20 protein-coding genes are annotated in these 16,640 nt (G+C 71.4%); 11 read left to right on the plus strand and 9 right to left on the minus strand.

The annotated features are described in order from the left end of the window. The first annotated feature begins 103 nt into the window (after positions 1-103). The 3 genes from ABT129_RS02145 to ABT129_RS02155 are packed head-to-tail and all read left to right on the plus strand — an operon-like array spanning position 104 to position 1,516. Positions 104-685, plus strand: coding sequence for a dihydrofolate reductase family protein (locus ABT129_RS02145; RefSeq protein WP_351895427.1), 582 nt, complete (start codon positions 104-106; stop codon positions 683-685). A gap of 42 nt (positions 686-727) precedes the next feature. Further along, positions 728-1,054, plus strand: coding sequence for a hypothetical protein (locus ABT129_RS02150; RefSeq protein WP_351895429.1), 327 nt, complete (start codon positions 728-730; stop codon positions 1,052-1,054). A 42-nt stretch (positions 1,055-1,096) separates the two neighbouring features. Further along, positions 1,097-1,516, plus strand: coding sequence for a DUF6304 family protein (locus tag ABT129_RS02155; RefSeq protein WP_351895432.1), 420 nt, complete (start codon positions 1,097-1,099; stop codon positions 1,514-1,516). Between the two features lie 129 nt (positions 1,517-1,645). Here the strand turns inward: ABT129_RS02155 and snpA are convergent, their stop codons facing one another. Continuing rightward, positions 1,646-2,290, minus strand: a complete 645-nt coding sequence (snpA, locus tag ABT129_RS02160) for a snapalysin (protein ID WP_351895434.1) — start codon at positions 2,288-2,290, stop codon at positions 1,646-1,648. A 185-nt stretch (positions 2,291-2,475) separates the two neighbouring features. On the opposite strand from snpA, the gene ABT129_RS02165 reads away from it, so the two are divergent. Together ABT129_RS02165 and ABT129_RS02170 are read left to right on the plus strand one after the other, a co-directional pair. Further along, positions 2,476-3,444 carry a LysR family transcriptional regulator gene (locus tag ABT129_RS02165; RefSeq protein ID WP_351895436.1) on the plus strand — a complete coding sequence of 323 codons (969 nt, stop codon included), beginning with the start codon at positions 2,476-2,478 and terminating at the stop codon, positions 3,442-3,444. Beyond that, a complete protein-coding gene (locus tag ABT129_RS02170; protein ID WP_351895439.1) occupies positions 3,441-3,926 on the plus strand; it encodes a GNAT family N-acetyltransferase in 486 nt (161 codons plus the stop codon). The genes ABT129_RS02165 and ABT129_RS02170 overlap by 4 nt, the downstream gene beginning before the upstream one ends. A 164-nt stretch (positions 3,927-4,090) precedes the next feature. Here the strand turns inward: ABT129_RS02170 and sodN are convergent, their stop codons facing one another. After that, complete coding sequence (gene sodN, locus ABT129_RS02175; RefSeq protein WP_351895440.1) at positions 4,091-4,486, minus strand: superoxide dismutase, Ni; 396 nt, start codon at positions 4,484-4,486, stop codon at positions 4,091-4,093. A 173-nt stretch (positions 4,487-4,659) separates the two neighbouring features. Between sodN and sodX the strand changes: the two genes are divergently transcribed. After that, positions 4,660-5,094 (plus strand): nickel-type superoxide dismutase maturation protease, encoded by a 435-nt coding sequence (gene sodX / locus ABT129_RS02180; protein ID WP_351895442.1) that lies wholly within the window; start codon positions 4,660-4,662, stop codon positions 5,092-5,094. Here the strand turns inward: sodX and ABT129_RS02185 are convergent. Further along, positions 4,998-5,627: a CGNR zinc finger domain-containing protein gene (locus ABT129_RS02185; protein ID WP_351895444.1), complete on the minus strand. Its 630-nt coding sequence runs from the start codon at positions 5,625-5,627 to the stop codon at positions 4,998-5,000. The two genes, sodX and ABT129_RS02185, sit on opposite strands and share 97 nt — an antisense overlap. A gap of 95 nt (positions 5,628-5,722) precedes the next feature. Between ABT129_RS02185 and ABT129_RS02190 the strand changes: the two genes are divergently transcribed. Further along, a complete protein-coding gene (locus tag ABT129_RS02190; RefSeq protein WP_351895446.1) occupies positions 5,723-6,472 on the plus strand; it encodes a class I SAM-dependent methyltransferase in 750 nt (249 codons plus the stop codon). 101 nt (positions 6,473-6,573) lie between these two features. Here the strand turns inward: ABT129_RS02190 and ABT129_RS02195 are convergent, their stop codons facing one another. From ABT129_RS02195 to ABT129_RS02205, 3 genes are read right to left on the minus strand one after another with little or no spacing between them, the layout of a single operon-like run. Beyond that, positions 6,574-7,341, minus strand: a complete 768-nt coding sequence (locus ABT129_RS02195) for an amino acid ABC transporter ATP-binding protein (protein WP_351895449.1) — start codon at positions 7,339-7,341, stop codon at positions 6,574-6,576. Beyond that, positions 7,338-8,288, minus strand: a complete 951-nt coding sequence (locus ABT129_RS02200) for an amino acid ABC transporter permease (protein WP_351895451.1) — start codon at positions 8,286-8,288, stop codon at positions 7,338-7,340. The genes ABT129_RS02195 and ABT129_RS02200 overlap by 4 nt, the downstream gene beginning before the upstream one ends. A gap of 29 nt (positions 8,289-8,317) precedes the next feature. Further along, entirely contained in the window at positions 8,318-9,286 is a 969-nt protein-coding gene (locus ABT129_RS02205) for an ABC transporter substrate-binding protein (protein WP_351895453.1), read from the minus strand. A gap of 536 nt (positions 9,287-9,822) precedes the next feature. Here ABT129_RS02205 and ABT129_RS02210 point away from each other — a divergent pair. From ABT129_RS02210 to ABT129_RS02220, 3 genes are all read left to right on the plus strand, one after another. Then, positions 9,823-11,034, plus strand: a complete 1,212-nt coding sequence (locus tag ABT129_RS02210) for an NAD(P)-dependent malic enzyme (RefSeq protein WP_351895456.1) — start codon at positions 9,823-9,825, stop codon at positions 11,032-11,034. 146 nt (positions 11,035-11,180) lie between these two features. Beyond that, on the plus strand, positions 11,181-12,146 hold the full coding sequence (locus ABT129_RS02215; RefSeq protein ID WP_351895458.1) for a zinc-binding dehydrogenase: 966 nt from the start codon (positions 11,181-11,183) through the stop codon (positions 12,144-12,146). 93 nt (positions 12,147-12,239) lie between these two features. Further along, entirely contained in the window at positions 12,240-13,634 is a 1,395-nt protein-coding gene (locus tag ABT129_RS02220; RefSeq protein ID WP_351895460.1) for a cellulase family glycosylhydrolase, read from the plus strand. A 12-nt stretch (positions 13,635-13,646) separates the two neighbouring features. Here the strand turns inward: ABT129_RS02220 and ABT129_RS02225 are convergent, their stop codons facing one another. Next, complete coding sequence (locus tag ABT129_RS02225) at positions 13,647-14,546, minus strand: PadR family transcriptional regulator (RefSeq protein ID WP_351895463.1); 900 nt, start codon at positions 14,544-14,546, stop codon at positions 13,647-13,649. A 1-nt stretch (position 14,547) separates the two neighbouring features. Next, positions 14,548-15,423, minus strand: a complete 876-nt coding sequence (locus ABT129_RS02230; RefSeq protein ID WP_351895465.1) for a DUF4097 family beta strand repeat-containing protein — start codon at positions 15,421-15,423, stop codon at positions 14,548-14,550. A 150-nt stretch (positions 15,424-15,573) separates the two neighbouring features. On the opposite strand from ABT129_RS02230, the gene ABT129_RS02235 reads away from it, so the two are divergent. Then, complete coding sequence (locus ABT129_RS02235) at positions 15,574-16,389, plus strand: hypothetical protein (protein WP_351895467.1); 816 nt, start codon at positions 15,574-15,576, stop codon at positions 16,387-16,389. A 48-nt stretch (positions 16,390-16,437) separates the two neighbouring features. On the opposite strand, the gene ABT129_RS02240 is transcribed toward ABT129_RS02235, so the two are convergent. Next, positions 16,438-16,623: a DUF6104 family protein gene (locus ABT129_RS02240; protein WP_010061466.1), complete on the minus strand. Its 186-nt coding sequence runs from the start codon at positions 16,621-16,623 to the stop codon at positions 16,438-16,440. Between the last annotated feature and the right edge of the window lie 17 nt (positions 16,624-16,640).

Consider the following 16,640-nt stretch of genomic DNA (forward strand, 5'->3'; position numbering starts at 1 on the left):
TCCTCCTCCTTCGAACATAGGGCTTGCGTAACCACTACAGGTGAAGCACTATAGCCGTCGTGGTTGTGGTCGCAGTCACGCACCGAGTGTGAAGAGGACCGGTTTGCGCAAGCTCACGTACTTCATCGCCTGCTCCATCGACGGCTTCATCGGTGATCCCGAAGGCGATGCCACGTCCATGTACACGTTCGTGGACGCCGCCTTCCTGGAGTTCCTGACCGCCGAGTACCCCGAGACCATCTCGGCACAGGGCCGGGAGCAGCTCGGCGTCGACGCCGAGAGCAAGCACTACGACACCGTCGTCCAGGGGCTGGGCTCGTACCAGCTCGCTCTGGACATCGGCATCACCAGCCCCTACAGCCACCTGCGGGAGTTCGTCGCCACCCGCTCGCTGGCCGAGTCGCCCCACCCCGACGTCGAGCTGATCGCCGACGACCTCGTCGGGCGCGTCCGTGAGCTCAAGGCCGAGGACAGCCCCCTGGGCATCTGGCTCTGCGGCGGCTCCAGGATCGCCGGTCAGCTCATCGAGGAGGTCGACGAGCTGGTCATCAAGACGTATCCGCAGGTCTACGGCTCCGGTATGCCGATGTTCGGCGCCGGCTTCGAGCCCCGCGACTTCGAACTGGAGGACCTGCGCGTCTTCGACAACGGCGTGTTCGTCCGCAGGTACTCCAGGAAGCGGTAGCGGTGGGAAGCGCTCCCGTGTGAGGCGTCCTACCCTGGAGACATGGTGGACGAGGCGCCTCGCACGACGACGCGGGACCCCCGGGCCGAGTACAGGTGCACGGCCTGCGGCAGCCCGCGGACCATGGTGGCCACCCGGCACAAGGTCCTCGGGGCCTGGGTGCCGGAGTGGGAGGTCCAGCCCTGTCGCAGCCCCGACTGCGCGCCCCGCGAGGACCCGGAAACGGGCACCGAATCGGGCTCCGGCGCGGGCGCGGGCCTGCCCGCGGACCCGGGTACGGACAGGGGCGCGGTCACGGGTGCGGAAGCCGCGAGCCCGCACGTGACCGGCAAGAACGTCGAGAACGGGAGAAGTCCGGCCACGGGGTGACCGGCCGAGCGCCGGAGCCGGTCATACCGCTACAGTCCGCGCATGTCATCGGAGTCGACAGAAGTCTGGACCGGCTGGTACCGGGACCGCAGCGGCGCGGAAGCGATCGTCATCACGGCCGACGGGCGGCACGTCGCCACCCGGATCAGGGGGGTCGAGTACACGGGCGAGAGCTTTGCCGCGCTCAGCGCGGCCGAGGAGAGCGGACAGGCCCTCACCGGCTGTGTCCTGGAGTGGGACCTGCCGCTCCCCGTCGTCCTGGACGGCGCCGCCCAGCAGGCCACGCTGGCCTGTCTGCTGACGCTCGGTGAGCGCGCGGACCTCAGCCTGACGCTGCACTACGGCGGCGCCGCCTTCGAGTCGTGCGTCGCCGGGGGTGACTTCGACGGGGCGCTGGAGCGGGTCCGGCGCCAGCTGCCGCCCGGCGCGGACTTCGGCCGCCGACTGCTCCAGGCGGCCTGAGCACGAGATCCAGGCGGCCCCGACCACGAGGCCGCCCGAGCGCGAGGACGGCGGCGCCCCGGGGAGAGGGCGCCGCCGTCATGTTCTTCCCGCCCGCCGGCCCTGGAAGGCGGAGGCGGGCGGCCTTGCTCAGCCCTTGAAGGCGGAGGCGAGGCCGTAGCGCCACAACTGGTCGACGCGGGCGCGCTCCTGGGCGTTCGGCTGGGCGTTCTGGCAGGACGTGCCGGGGCCGCCGCCCGACATCAGCTCGCTGCACGGGCCGCTGTAGCGGTCCGGCAGCCCCAGGACGTGCCCGGTCTCGTGGGCGGTCACGCGGGTGGAGTTGTACTGCTGGTTCTGCCGGTAGTCGAGGAAGATGTAGCCGCTGCCGTGACCGTCGGTGCTCGCGTACGAGCCACGGGAGTCGTTGCCCTCGTAGTAGGCGAAGTCCGGGTTGCCGCCCTCGACGAGCCGGACGTTCACCACCGAGCTGTTCCAGATCTGGGTGGAGCGGGCTATCTGGGTGCGGAAGCTCGGCGCGTTGGAGGCGCTGTAGACGACGGTGACGGCGGCCGCGCCGGGGTTGGCGGCCCGCTTCTTGGCCACCGACTTCACGACGGCGTCGAAGAAGGCCTGGTTGGCCTTCGCCTCCTCGGCCGAACCGGCGTAGGCCGCGACGGCCCTGCTCGTCGAGTCGGTGCTCGCGGCCGCCGCCGGACCCGCGCCGAGGGAGGCGGCGAGGCCGAGGCCGAGGGTGGTGGCCAGCACGGAGGTGAGGACCTTGGGGTGACGCATGGGGGGCTCCTCCTGTAGGGGACTGGAGAGAGTCTCGGGGGAGCCGGGGCGTACGGGGATGATGTCAACCACCGATAGCCCCACCGCATCACCGTCCCGTTTCCCCCCAACTGCCTTGAAAACGAAGGTGATTGAGAGGTTCCGGGTGTCTGGTGCGACTCCGGGAGCCGCCCTACCCTCGGGACATGGAGCTGGAGGTGAGACACCTGCGCGCGCTCTGCGCCATCGCGGACACGGGCAGCCTGCACAAGGCGGCCCGGCAACTGGGCATGAGCCAGCCCTCGTTGACCACCCAGCTGCGCCGCATCGAGAACTCCCTGGGGGCCGAACTGTTCTCCCGCGGCCGCACCGGCTGCCGCCCCACCCCGCTCGGCCGCTCCCTGCTCAGCCGCGCCCGCCCCCTCGTCGCCGACATGGCCGCGCTCGTCACCGAGACCCGGGCGGCGGCCGCCCGCACCGAGGGACCCGGGCTCAGCGTCGGCTCCACCGCGAGCCGGGCGCTCCCCGGGTGGCTGCGCCGGCTCCGCCAGCGGCTGCCCGGCACCGACATCGGCCTGCGGATGGACGTCTCCGCGAACGCCCTGCTGCGGAGCGTCGCCGCGGGGCAGCTCGACGTGGCCTTCGTGCACGAGGTGGAGGGCTGCCCGTTACGGGTCCCCGAGGGCCTCAGGGGGCGGGTCCTGGTCGCCCGCGAACCGCAGTTCGTCTCCCTGGCCCGCGACCACCCGGCCGCCGCCCGGCCCGTCGTGGACCTCGCCGACCTGGCCGCCGACCACTGGATGGTCGACCCGACCGTGGACGGCGAGTGGGACGGCCTCCGACGGGTCCTGGACGCCGCCGGCATCGACCCGCCCCTGCTGCACGGCGACTACCACACGGCCGCCTCCCTGATCGTCCTCGGCGAGGCGGTCGCCCCCTGCCAGCCGACCTCGGTCCCGCGCGAGGACATGGCGGTCCGCCCCCTGCGCGGCGACCCCCTGGCGGTCCGTCTGCTGCTCTACGCGCGCCCCGGGGCGCCCCTGGACACGCTGTACGCGGAACTCGCGGCGGCCTACCGGGAGGTGGCCCTGCGGGCGGCCCCGTACCGCGAATGGCTCCGCCGTCAGGGGACGGAGGCGGGGCTGTCGGTGGGGCCGTGCATGATGACCGTATGAGCGAACGCGAGGACGGCTCCGGCCGGGCGGTGGTACGGCACGCGCACCCCGAGGACCTGCCGAGGGTCGTGGAACTCGTCGCCGAGCACGCGGCGTACGAGAAGGCCGCGCCCCCGGCCGCCGGGCTCGCCGACCGCCTCGGCCGCCTCCTCTTCGGCGCCGAGCCGCCCCGTCTGCGCTGCCTGGTCGCCGCCCTCCCCGACGGCACCCTCGCGGGGTACGCCACCTGCGCTCCCGAACTCTCCACCTGGGACGGCGCGGAGTACCTCCACATGGACTGTCTCTACCTCACGGAGACCTCCCGCGGCCACGGCCTCGGCCCCCTCCTGATGGCGGAGATCCGCGCCGTGGCGCGGAGCCTGGGCCTCCGGGAGATCCAGTGGCAGACCCCCGCGTGGAACGAGGACGCGATCCGCTTCTACGACCGCCTGGGTGCCACGTCGAAGGAGAAGCGCCGCTACAGCCTGCGCGTGGAGGCCTAGACGCCCTCCGGCCGCGCCGGGGCACCCGGCGAGCACCCGCCCGGGCCTCCGCCGCGGCCGGCCCGGCGAGCGGCCCGCACGCGCCCGCCGCCGCCCGGGCGCAGGGAACGCCGAAGGGGTACGGCTGCCGGGCAGCCGTACCCCTTCGGGCGGGAACGGGAAGGTCAGGCCTTCTTCGTCTCCCAGAAAATGCGGTCGATCTCGGCGATGAGCTCCAGCGCCTTCTCGCCCGTCTTCGGGTCCGTCGACGCCTTGGCGGCCGAGAGGGCCTTCAGGGTGTCATTGACGAGCTGGTTGAGCTCGGGGTACTTCTCGAAGTGCGGGGGCTTGAAGTAGTCGCTCCAGAGCACCGAGACGTGGTGCTTGGCGAGCTCCGCGCGCTGCTCCTTGATGACCGTGGCGCGGGCACGGAAGTGCGCGTCCTCGTTCGCCAGGTACTTCTCCTGGACAGCCTTGACGGACTCGGCCTCGATGCGGGCCTGGGCCGGGTCGTACACACCGCACGGGAGGTCGCAGTGGGCGCTGACCTTCACCTTGGGGGCAAATAGGCGGGAGAGCATTGAGCCGTCCTTCCTCGTGATCGTCTTCTCAGGTGGGACATTACTCGGTGAGAAGGGCGATTTCGCGGGCGCCCCTGGGGCTTAGGCCAAAAGTCCAGGGTCGCCATGGGACTCGTGGACGACTGGACGAGTGGACGAGCGGGGCTGAGCGTGGGCGGATCGGGAGGTGCCGGATGAGCGGGTCGGGGCGGGAACGGATGGCGGAGGCCGGGGCTCCGTTCGGGATCGCCGAGGTGACGGGGGTGTCGATGGTGCCCACGCTGCTCCACGGTGATCAGCTGCTCGTGCACTACGGCGGGCGGCTGCGGCCGGGGAACGTGGCCGTGCTCCGGCATCCGCTCCAGCAGGATCTGCTCATCGTGAAGCGGCTGATCGAGCGACGTGACGGCGGCTGGTGGGTGCTGGGGGACAACCCGGACGCCGAGGGCGACAGCCGGGTCTTCGGGGCCGTACCGCCCGAGCTGGTTCTCGGGCGGGTGCGGGCGCGCTACCGGCCGGTGACGCCGGGGCGTCAGCGTTCGCCGGGGGTGACGCTCTCCTGGCTGCTCTCGGCGGTCAGGCCGGTGGGGGCGGGCCGTGCGGCCTCCAGGCGCTTGCGGGCCCGGTAGGCGGCCACGTTGGCGCGGGTCGCGCAGCGGTCCGAGCAGTAGCGGCGGGAGCGGTTGGTGGAGGTGTCGAGGTAGGCGTTGCGGCAGGGCGGTGCCTGGCAGAGGCCGAGCCGGTCGGCGCCGAACTCGGTCAGGTGGAAGGCCAGCCCCATCGCGGCGATCGCCGCGTATCCCGCGGTCGCGTTCGAGGGGTGGTCGGCGAGGTGCATGTGCCATCGCGGCCGGCCGTCCTCGTCGAGGATGTCGTGGCCGGAGATCTGCGGACTGACCGGGAACTCCAGGAGCAGGGAGTTCAGCAGGTCCACGGCGCCCGTGTGGTCGCCCTCGTCGGCCGTGGTGAAGACCGCCCGCAGCCGGGCCCGTACCGCGCGGAAGCGGGTCACGTCGGAGTCGGTGGCCCGGCGGGCCATCTGGGTGGCGGGGCCGAAGAGTTCCCTGATGACCTCGACGGAGGTCAGGGCGTCCTTGTTGCGGGCCGGCTCCTCGGTGTTGACCAGACGCACGGCGTAATCCGAGTAATAGGCCAGTTCCACTTGTAGTCCTTACTCCGGCGGGCTAGTGTCGCGGTCGGCAGCGGGTAACGGCTGTTACCCCTACGAGGGTATTACGAAGGCGGGGAGGAACGGCGATGACCGGAACCGACTGGGCGGGCTGGCAGCAGAGCTGGGACCGTCAGCAGGAGTGGTACATGCCGGACCGTGAGGAGCGGTTCCGCGTGATGCTCGACATGGTCGAGGCCTTGGTGGGGCCGAAGCCCCGCGTCCTCGACCTCGCGTGCGGTACGGGAAGTATCACGGATCGGCTCCTCCAGAGGTTCCCGGAGGCGACCAGTACCGGTGTCGACCTCGACCCGGCGCTCCTCGCCATCGCCGAGGGGCACTTCGCCGGCGACGGCCGGGTCACCTTCGTGACCGCCGACCTGAAGGACCCCTCGTGGGCCGCGCGGCTGCCCCACGACTCGTACGACGCCGTCCTCACCGCCACCGCGCTCCACTGGCTCCACAGCGAGCCCCTGGCGGCCCTCTACGGGCAGGTGGCCGGTCTCGTCCGCGACGGCGGCGTCTTCATGAACGCCGACCACATGATCGACGAGACCACCCCCCGCATCAACGCGGCCGAGCGGGCGCGGCGCCACGCCGTCATGGACCGCGAGAAGACCGGCGGCGCCCTGGACTGGGCCGAGTGGTGGGCCCTCGCGGCCGCGGACCCCGTCCTCGCCGGGCCCACCGCCCGCCGCTTCGAGATCTACGGCGAGCACGCCGACGGCGACATGCCCTCCCCGCGCTGGCACGCCGACACCCTCCGCGCCGCCGGGTTCGGCGAGGCCAGGGCCGTCTGGGCCTCGCCCTCCGACACCCTCCTCCTCGCCGTGAAGTAGCCCGGACGGGGGACGGGGGAGAGGCGGTACGGAGAAGGGGCGGTACGGGTTCTCCCGTACCGCCCCTTCCCTTCTCCGGGTGCCTCGCGGCGCCCTTTCGCCTACAGCACCTTCGACAGGAAGGCCTTCGTGCGGTCGTGCTGCGGGTTGCCCAGGACGTCCCTCGGGTTGCCCGACTCGACGACCACGCCGCCGTCCATGAAGACCAGCGAGTCGCCGACCTCACGGGCGAAGCCCATCTCGTGCGTGACGACGATCATCGTCATGCCCGACTCGGCCAGGTCGCGCATGACGTCGAGGACGTCACCCACGAGCTCCGGGTCGAGCGCCGAGGTCGGCTCGTCGAAGAGCATCAGCTTCGGCTCCATCGCCAGCGCGCGGGCGATGGCGACGCGCTGCTGCTGGCCGCCGGAGAGCTGGGACGGGTAGTTGCCCATCTTGTCCCGCAGGCCGACCCGGTCGAGCAGGCGCTCGGCGCGCTCGCGCGCCACCGCCCTGGACTCGCCCTTCACCTGGATCGGGGCCTCCATGACATTGCCCAGGGCCGTCATGTGGGGGAAGAGGTTGAAGCGCTGGAAGACCATGCCGATGTCCCGGCGCTGGACCGCGACCTCGCTGTCCTTCAGCTCGTAGAGCTTGTCGCCCTTCTGCCGGTAGCCGACCAGCTGCCCGTCGACCGAGAGCCGGCCGCCGTCCACCCGCTCCAGGTGGTTGATGCACCGCAGGAAGGTCGACTTGCCCGAGCCGGACGGGCCGACGAGGCAGAAGACCTCGCCGTTCTGGACCTCCAGGTCGATACCCCGGAGGATGTGCGCCGCGCCGTAGGACTTGTGGACGCCTTCGGCCTTGACCATGGGCTGGCCGGTCATCGCGACCCCTCCGGAGAACGCTTGAACGTGGTCAGGTTTGTCTTGACCCGCTGCCACGGGGTGGGCGGCAGGCTACGGAGCGAACCCCGGGCGAACCGGCGCTCCAGGTAGTACTGGCCGACGCTGAACACGCTGGTGAGCGCCAGGTACCAGATGGATGCCACGAAGAGCATCTCCATCACGGCACCGGCCGTGCTGCCGATGTTCGACGAGGCCCGCAGCAGTTCGGTGTACTGCACGGCCGACACCAGCGACGAGGTCTTCAGCATGTTGATGAACTCGTTGCCCGTCGGCGGCACGATCACCCGCATGGCCTGCGGGAGAACGATGCGGCCCATCGTCTTCGTCTGGGACATGCCGAGCGCGTGCGCCGCCTCGGTCTGGCCCTCGTCGACCGACTGGATGCCCGCGCGGACGATCTCCGCCATGTAGGCGCCCTCGTTGAGGCCGAGACCGAGCAGCGCCACCATGAACGGCGTCATGACGTCCACGGTCTCGTTCTTGTAGATCGGCCCGAGGTCGATGTACTGGAAGATCAGCGACAGGTTGAACCACACCAGCAGCTGGACGTAGACCGGGGTACCGCGGAAGAACCAGATGTAGAGCCAGGCGACCGCGCCCGTCACCGGGTTCTTGGAGAGCCGCATCACGGCGAAGACGACGCCCAGGACGAGACCCAGCGCCATGGACGCGACGCTGATGATGATCGTGTTCCACAGGCCGCTGATGACCGACGGGTCGAACACCTTGTCCCACACCGTGTCCCAGATGATGTTGCCCTGGGAGAAGGCGTAGACAAGCCATCCGAGCAGTACGACGACCACGACGGCGCTGACCCAGCGTCCGTAGTGCCGCACGGGGATGGCCTTGATCGCCTCGTAGGGGGAACCCGAGGCGCCGGGCCCGGCCGGAGCGGCGGCCGGGTCCTTGCTGATCTTGTCAGTCATGACGACTGCCCTTCAGTGGAGCGGGGAGGTCACTTGCCGGCGTTGACGGTGGCCGACTTGACGGCGCTGTCCTCGACGTCCCACTTCTTCAGGGCCTCGGCGTAGGTGCCGTCCTTGATGATGGCGTCGAGCGCCTCCTTGACGGCGTCGCGCAGCTGGGTGTTCTCCTTGGAGACACCGATGCCGAAGAGGCCGACGTCGCTCTGGCTGCCGACGACCTCGAAGTCGTTGCCGCCGCCCGAGGTCTTCGCGATGTACGCGGCCACCGGGTAGTCGTTCAGGTCGGCCACGGCGCCGCCGGCCTTGACGCGGGTCTGCGCCTCGGCGTCGGTGTCGAAGGCCTGGATCGTCAGCGTCTTGGCGCCGCACTTCGTGGCCTGGGCCTTGAAGGTGTCCTCGTAGATGGTGCCGCGCTGGACGGCCACGGTCTTGCCGCAGAGGTCGTCGAGGGAGTTGATGCCCTGCGGGTTGCCCTTCTTGACCAGCAGGGAGACGCCGGAGCTGAAGTAGTCGACGAAGTCGATGCCCTTGCCGATCTTCTTCCCGCTGTCGTCCAGGCCCTCCTGGCGCTTCTTGTTGTCGGTCATCGAGGACATGATCAGGTCCTGGCGGCCGGTGTAGACCGAGGTGATCAGGCCGTCGAAGGTGCCCGAGGTGAACTTGAACTCGACGCCGAGCTGCTTGCCCAGGGCCGCGGCGATGTCGGGGTCGACACCGACGATCTTGCCGCCCTCGGTGAACTCCATCGGGGCGTACGAGGCGTCCGTGCCGACCTTGATGACACCGGCCTTCTGGATGTCGGCGGGGAGCTTCGAGAAGAGCGGGGCGGCGTTGGCGGACGCGGAGCCGCCGTCCTTCGTGGGGCTCGTGGAGCCGCCTTCGGTCTGGTCACCGCAGGCGGTCAGCAGCATGGAGCCGGCGACCGCGATGGCGGCGACCGCGGCAAGACGGGTGGTGCGGGTCTTGGCGGTCGTACAGCGCGTGGAGCGTGCGGTCATGATCGGGTTCCTCCGGCGTGTGAGGGATGCCAGGTGGGCCACGTACGCATCTTCGAGTGTCGTGACCTCGTGTGATTACGGCATCTTGCCATTCGGACCGCCTCAAACCGACGGCCACGGATGTCAAAATCGGATAACGGGTGACCCCCGAATGCCGACAGGCCGGTACATCAGGGCCGGATCTCTTGCCGTATCCCTTCCCCGGCACCGAATAATTTCCTGTTGATCTCGCCATTCGGACGACTCGAAAGCCGCCAATCGGGTGGGGAATGCATCTATCTGGACATCGCGTGACGTGTCGTTCTCCGTCCGTGTCCGGATGCGCTCGGTATGAGTCGCATCACCGAGTGCTTATGGACTCGTCCGCGGTGCCGTCCGTCCGGTAAGAAGGATCCTTACACCCCTCATCCGGGGCTCAGGGCGCGTTGTGCGGCGCGCCCGAGCGGCTGCCAGACAAGGCGGCCGCGGTGCCTCCCCACCCCTCCTCAACCAGGAGTGGACACCCTCAAATGAAACAGACCTAAGGGGTCAACCCAATGGCAGCGGAGATCGTCAATCCTCGCAATGACAGTGGTACGGAAGGGGCTCCGGAGGAGCCCTTCGATCCTGTCTTCGCCCTCCACCGGGGCGGCAAGATGGCCATCCAGGCCACCGTTCCTGTCCGGAACAAGGACGACCTGTCCCTCGCGTACACGCCCGGCGTCGCCAAGGTGTGCACCGCGATCGCCGAGCAGCCCGACCTGGTCAACGACTACACCTGGAAGTCCCAGGTCGTGGCGGTCGTGACCGACGGTACGGCGGTGCTCGGCCTCGGTGACATCGGCCCGGAGGCCTCCCTCCCGGTCATGGAGGGGAAGGCCATCCTCTTCAAGCAGTTCGGCGGCGTGGACGCGGTCCCGATCGCCCTCGCCACCACCGACACCGACGAGATCGTCGAGACCGTCGTCCGGCTGGCCCCGTCCTTCGGCGGCGTCAACCTGGAGGACATCTCGGCCCCGCGGTGCTTCGAGATCGAGCGCAAGCTCCAGGAGCGCCTCGACATCCCCGTCTTCCACGACGACCAGCACGGCACCGCCATCGTCACCCTCGCCGCCCTGCGCAACGCGGCGAAGCTGACCGGGCGGACCCTCGGCGAGCTGCGCGCGGTCATCTCCGGCGCCGGTGCGGCCGGGGTCGCCATCGCCAAGTTCCTCCTGGAGGCGGGGCTCGGCGACGTGGCCGTCGCCGACCGCAAGGGCATCGTCAGCCGCGACCGCGACGACCTCAACCCGGTCAAGCGCGAGCTCGCCGACCTCACCAACAAGGCGGGTCTCAGCGGCTCCCTGGGCGACGCTCTCGTCGGCGCCGACGTCTTCATCGGCGTCTCCGGCGGTACGGTCCCCGAGGCGGCCGTCGCGTCCATGGCCCCGAACGCGTTCGTGTTCGCCATGGCCAACCCGAACCCCGAGGTCCACCCCGACGTCGCGCACAAGTACGCGGCCGTCGTGGCGACCGGCCGTTCGGACTACCCGAACCAGATCAACAACGTGCTCGCGTTCCCCGGCATCTTCGCCGGCGCGCTCCAGGTCCGGGCCTCCCGGATCACCGAGGGCATGAAGATCGCCGCGGCCAACGCGATCGCGGACGTGGTCGGCGACCAGCTCGCCGCCGACTGCGTGATCCCGTCGCCGTTCGACGAGCGGGTCGCCCCGGCCGTCGCGGCCGCGGTCGCCGCCGCCGCCCGCGCGGAGGGCGTCGCCCGCCGCTGACGCGCCGCCGGTACGCCGAGGGGGCCCCGTTCCGTACGCCGGAGCGGGGCCCTCTCGCGTGCCCGGGAGCCGGTGGGGCCGCGGGCGACGCGGGTCACACCGGGGTGTGGTTCCCTGCCCGTCCGCGGCGCCCTAGGGTCGGGTCCATGTTCGCTGCCTACGCCGCCCGAATCGACCGCGACCAGCCCCTGAACGGCCTCGAATTGGGCGAACGTCCCGAACCCGAGGTGCGGTCCGGCTGGACCACCGTCACCGTCAGGGCCGCCTCGCTCAACCACCACGACCTGTGGTCGCTGCGCGGGGTCGGACTGCCCGAGGAGAGGCTGCCGATGATTCTCGGCTGCGACGCCGCGGGCATCGACGAGGACGGCAACGAGGTCGTCCTGCACTCCGTCATCGGCCAGTCGGGTCACGGCGTCGGACCGGACGAGCCCCGGTCCATCCTCACCGAGCGCTACCAGGGCACCTTCGCCGAGCGGGTGACCGTGCCGCGCTGGAACGTGCTGCCCAAGCCGAAGGAGCTCTCCTTCGAGGAGGCCGCCTGCCTGCCCACCGCCTGGCTGACCGCGTACCGCATGCTCTTCACCAACGCCGGTGTGCGGCCCGGTGACTCGGTGCTCGTGCAGGGTGCCGGCGGCGGTGTCGCCACCGCGGCGATCGCCCTCGGCAAGGCCGCCGGCCTGCGGGTCTTCGCCACCAGCCGCGACGAGGAGAAGCGCAAGCGGGCCGTCGAGCTCGGCGCCGTCGAGGCCTTCGAGCCCGGAGCCCGGCTCCCGCGGCGGGTCGACGCGGTCATCGAGACCGTCGGCGCCGCCACCTGGTCCCACTCGATCAAGTCGCTGCGGCCCGGCGGCACGCTCGTCATCTCGGGCGCCACGAGCGGCGACCGGCCCGCGCACGCCGAGCTGACCCGGATCTTCTTCCTGGAGCTGAAGGTCGTCGGCTCCACCATGGGCTCCAAGGACGAACTGGAGGACCTGCTGTCCTTCTGCGCGGCCACCGGCGTCCGGCCCGTGATCGACGACGTCCTGCCGCTGGACCGGGCGCGCGAGGGCTTCGAGCGGATGGCCTCCGGCGAGCTCTTCGGAAAGATCGTCCTGAGGACCTCGTGACGACCCCTTGATGACTCGTCAGTACTGCTGATGGGATCTCCGGCACGCGAAACGTGAACAACGCTCACCTCGTCGTGCCGGAGGTCTACCTTGATGAGCACCATCCCTGTCTGGCGAACCACCCTCGTCGCGGGCGTCACCGCCGCCGCGCTGCTCACCCCGACCGCCGCCCACGCGGAGTCCGGGCGCACGGGCGGCGACGGCATCCCCGCCCTCACCGACGCACACGGCCGCGTCCTCACCCTGCGCGGCTGGAACGTCGAGGACAAGGCGAACCGCGGCGACGCCGCGCTCTCCGCGATCACCGAGCGGCACTTCCGCGACATGCGGGCCAAGGGGTTCAACCTCGCCCGCCTGCTGGTCTTCTGGGACGACCTGGAGCCCCGCCCCGGCCAGTACAGCCAGGGCTACCTGCGGAAGATCGAACGCATCCTGGGCTGGGCCGAGAAACACGACGTCAAGGTCCTCATCGACTCCCACCAGGACGTCTTCGGGCCCGCCTTCGGCCACCGGGGCATCCCCGCGTGGGCGACCAGGACCGACGGACTGCCCTTCACCCCGCACCCGGACGACTGGTTCGCCGAGTACTTCGAGCCCGCCGTCCAGCGGGCCTTCACCCACCTGTACGAGGACGAGGACCTGCGGCGCGCCCAGGCCCGGATGTGGCGGCTGCTCGCCGACCGCTTCGAGGACCACCCGGCCGTCATCGGCTACGACCTGATCAACGAGCCGATGGGCGAGATACGGGAGGGCGAGGACCTGGCCACGGCGGCCCGGCGCATCGAACGGGACCAGCTGACCCCCATGTACAACCGGCTCGCGGACGCGGTCCGTTCGGTCGACCGGTCCACCTGGGTGTTCGTCGAGCCGACCCCGATCGTGGGCGAGGGCGTGCCGACCGGGCTCGGGCGGATCGACGACCCGAAGATCGTCTACGCCCCGCACTTCTACAACACCGGCATGGAGGCGGGCGCCGACTACGACCCCGCCGCCGGCTGGATCGAGAGCTACGAGCGGGCCGTCACCCTGTACCCCAAGGAGTACAAGGTGCCCGTGGTGGTGGGGGAGTGGGGTCCGCTCAACAACTCCCTGCCGAACATGAACCGCTTCTACCGGGAGGCCATGGCCTCGCTCGGCCGCTACGGCTCCGGCTGGGCGGGGTACGTCTGGTGCTACGGCGGCGGCTACTGCGCGGTGGACGGCGCCGGGACCTTCCGCGCGAACAAGGAGCTGACCGCCGAGCCGTACGCGGAGGCGGTCGCCGGCACCGTGCGCTCCACCGCGTACGACCCCGGGGCCGGGAGCTACCGGCTCTCGTACGACGCGGCCGGGCGCCGGGGCTCCCGGGTCACCGAACTCTCCCTGCCGCCCGGCGACTGGCGGGTGTCGGCCAGGGGCGGCGCACTGGTGCTCCGCCCCTCCCCGGGCAGGGCCTGGGTCCTCGCGGCCCCCGGCGCCCGGGTGACGGTGACCGCCACCCGGGGCTGAGCCCCCGCTCGGCTACGCGCGCGGGCGCGACCGGAGCAGGCCCGTGATCCGGGTCGCCGCCTTCGACAGCTGGTCGCGGGTCTCGGCCAGCTGGTCCTGGCTCACCCCGTGGTCGCGGGCCGCGTCCCGGATCTCGTCGCGGAAGCGGTCGAGGAGCCGGTCGAGATCGCGGGCCGGGTCGCCCGAACCCTCCGTGTCCCGCGCCCACTCCGGCACGTCGCCGGCCGGGGCCGTCGCGGCCGGCGGCTCCTGGCCGGCGGCCTTCGGGTGGGTCGTACCCGTCACGAGGTCGCCGAGCTGGGCCGTGATGCCGGAGAGGCCCTCCCAGACCCCCTTGGGCCAGTCGCCGCGCGAGAAGCGGTCCTGGACCTCCTCCTGCACCTGCTGGGCGATCCGCTGGAACTCCTTCGCCTGGTGGCGGGCGGACTTGGCCTCGGCGCGGGCCTGGCGGGCCTGCTCCTTCCACTCCTGGCCGACCCGGCGCAGCTCCTCCTTGGCGTCGGCGAACGAGGAGGGCTCGGCCGCGCGGGTCTGGCCCGCCGCCGCGCGCATCTCGCTGCGCACCCGGCCGGCCGCGCCCCGCACGTCGTCGCGGATCTCCGCCGCGAGCTCGGAGACGGACTCGCGGATCTCCCGCTCCAGGTCGTCCAGTTCGGTGCCGCGCCCGGCGAGTTCGGCGCGGCCCGCGTCGGTGATCGAGTACACCTTCCGGCCGCCCTCGCTGGCGTGGGTGACGAGGCCCTCGGCCTCCAGCTTGGCCAGGCGCGGGTACACCGTGCCCGCCGAGGGCGCGTAGAGCCCCTGGAAGCGCTCCTCCAGGAGGCGGATCACCTCGTAGCCGTGGCGCGGGGCCTCGTCGAGCAGCTTGAGCAGGTAGAGGCGGAGGCGGCCGTGCGCGAAGACGGGCGGCATGTCAGAGCACCTTTCCGGTCGCGGAGGGGGCGGAGGAGGGGGTGGAGCCGCTGTCCTCGTCCCGCTCGGGACGGCGGAGCAGCGCGATGGAGCCGGAGACGGTGGTCGCCTTGAGGGTGCCCCGGCCGGCACCGAGGGTGCCGGTGACGGACCTGGTGCCCCACTGGCCGTCCACCCTGAGGTCCTCGAAGGCGTTCGACACGGAGCCGCTGGTGGTGCTCGCCGAGACCCGGGCGTCGGCCGGGTGCGGAAGCCGGATGGCGACCTCGCCGGAGACGCTGGACAGCCTGATGTCGGCGGGCGGCCCGTCCAGGTCGGCCGGGTCCAGGTCGATGACCATGCTGCCGCTGACCGTCTCGGCCTTCACGGAGCCGCCCGCGCCCTCGATCACCGTCACGTCCCCGGTCACGGAGTTGATCCGCAGGGCGCCGGTGACCGACTGGGCCTCCAGATTGCCCGAGACGCTCTCGGCGCGGACCGGGCCGGAGAGCCCGAGGAGGGTGGTGTCGCCGGTGACCCCGCGCACCTCCGTACGCCCCGTGATGCCGGTGACGACGGCCTCGGCGCCCACCACCCCCACCTCGACGTCGACGCCCGCGGGGACGGCGACGGAGACGACGGCCCGGCGGCGGAACTCCTTGCGGTCGAGCCACTTGAGGACGCTCTTCCACTGCAGGTCCTCATAGCTCACGGTCAGCGTGGAGCCGTCCTGCGACACGATCAGGGGCGGGCCCTCGATCTCGGAGATCTCCACGCGGGCGGAACTCTCGTCCGTCCCCACCACGTTCACCGTGCCGTTGACGATGCGGACGCGCAGGCGGGTCACGGGGTCGGTGGGCGCCAGCTTCGTCGGCTCGGCGACGGACCACTCTGTCATGGTGCTGACCTCCCGGTTCGGCAACGCAACATATCGCGTCTCTTGGTGAACACGATATATCGCGGTGAAGGGAAGTCAACCCTGACTCTTCCCTGACAGGGTGGGGGCAATCTCCGTCGTACACGGACAAATTGGCCTAGCGTAGGGCCCATGAACGCGACATCCGGCCCCCACCCCGTCGGCGCGCTGCTCCTCTGCCGTGCCGATCCCCCGGCGGTCCGGCCGCCGGCCCAACTGCTCAGGGAACAGCTGCTCCTCGCCCCCGCGGGCGCCGACTGGAGCGTGCTCGTCCCGGAGGGGAAGCCCTGGCTGCACGGCGGGGAACCCGTCGACCAGGTCGTCGCCGGCTGGGCCACCGCCCTCGCCGTCTCCGCCGCGACCTGGCCCGTCGTCGCGCTCTGGTGGGACCGGGACCGGGCCGGGATCACGCTCGCCGCCGGCTTCCGCCGTACGGTCGGCTACACCTGGCTCGCGGACGGCACCCCCGTCGGCGAGGACGAGGCCATGCGCACCTTCGCCGCCCGGCTCGCCCTCGACCCCGTCCTCGACGTGCAGGCCCTCGAACCCCTCACCCGGCCCGACCCGGACGCCGACGCCCACAGCAGGCTCCTCGGCGTCGTCGCCGTCCTCGGCCGCGTCGGGCTCGCCCTGCCGACCGGACTCCTCCCCGGCGAGAACGCCGACCGGCTCCGCTCCGTCGCCCTGGCGCAGGGCGCCGAGCAGCTCGAAGGGGCCGGCTGGCGGGAGGCCGTACGCGCCGAACTCGACGTGGTGGAGGGCGGGCCCCTCGGCCCGTACCTGCGCGGCCCCAGGGCGCGCCTCCTGGGCGGGGCGCAGCTCGCGGCGGGGGTCCCGCTGCTGCTCTGGGGCCTCGGCCGGCGCAGCGGCGGCTGGGCGACGGCCGGGGCGGTGCTCGTCACCCACGGCGCGCTCGGCCTCGTCTACGACCGGCTGCGGGAGGGGTGACCACGCGCGCGCGTGGGCGCGGCGCTCAGGCCCGGGCGTCCGGGCCGGTCACTCGTCCTCGTCGTCCTCGTCGTCCAGACGGGCCAGCCAGGTCGCGAGGCGCTCCACCGGCACCTCGAAGTCGGGGTTGAGGTCGACGAACGTCCGCAGCTGCTCGGCGAGCCACTCGAAGGTGACCTCCTCCTCGCCGCGCCGCTTCTCCAGTTCCTCGATGCCACGGTCCGTGAAGTACATGCGATCAGGATAGGCCG

The organism is Streptomyces sp. NPDC002057 (assembly GCF_040296665.1).
In the GTDB taxonomy this organism is placed as follows: Bacteria; Actinomycetota; Actinomycetes; order Streptomycetales; family Streptomycetaceae; genus Streptomyces.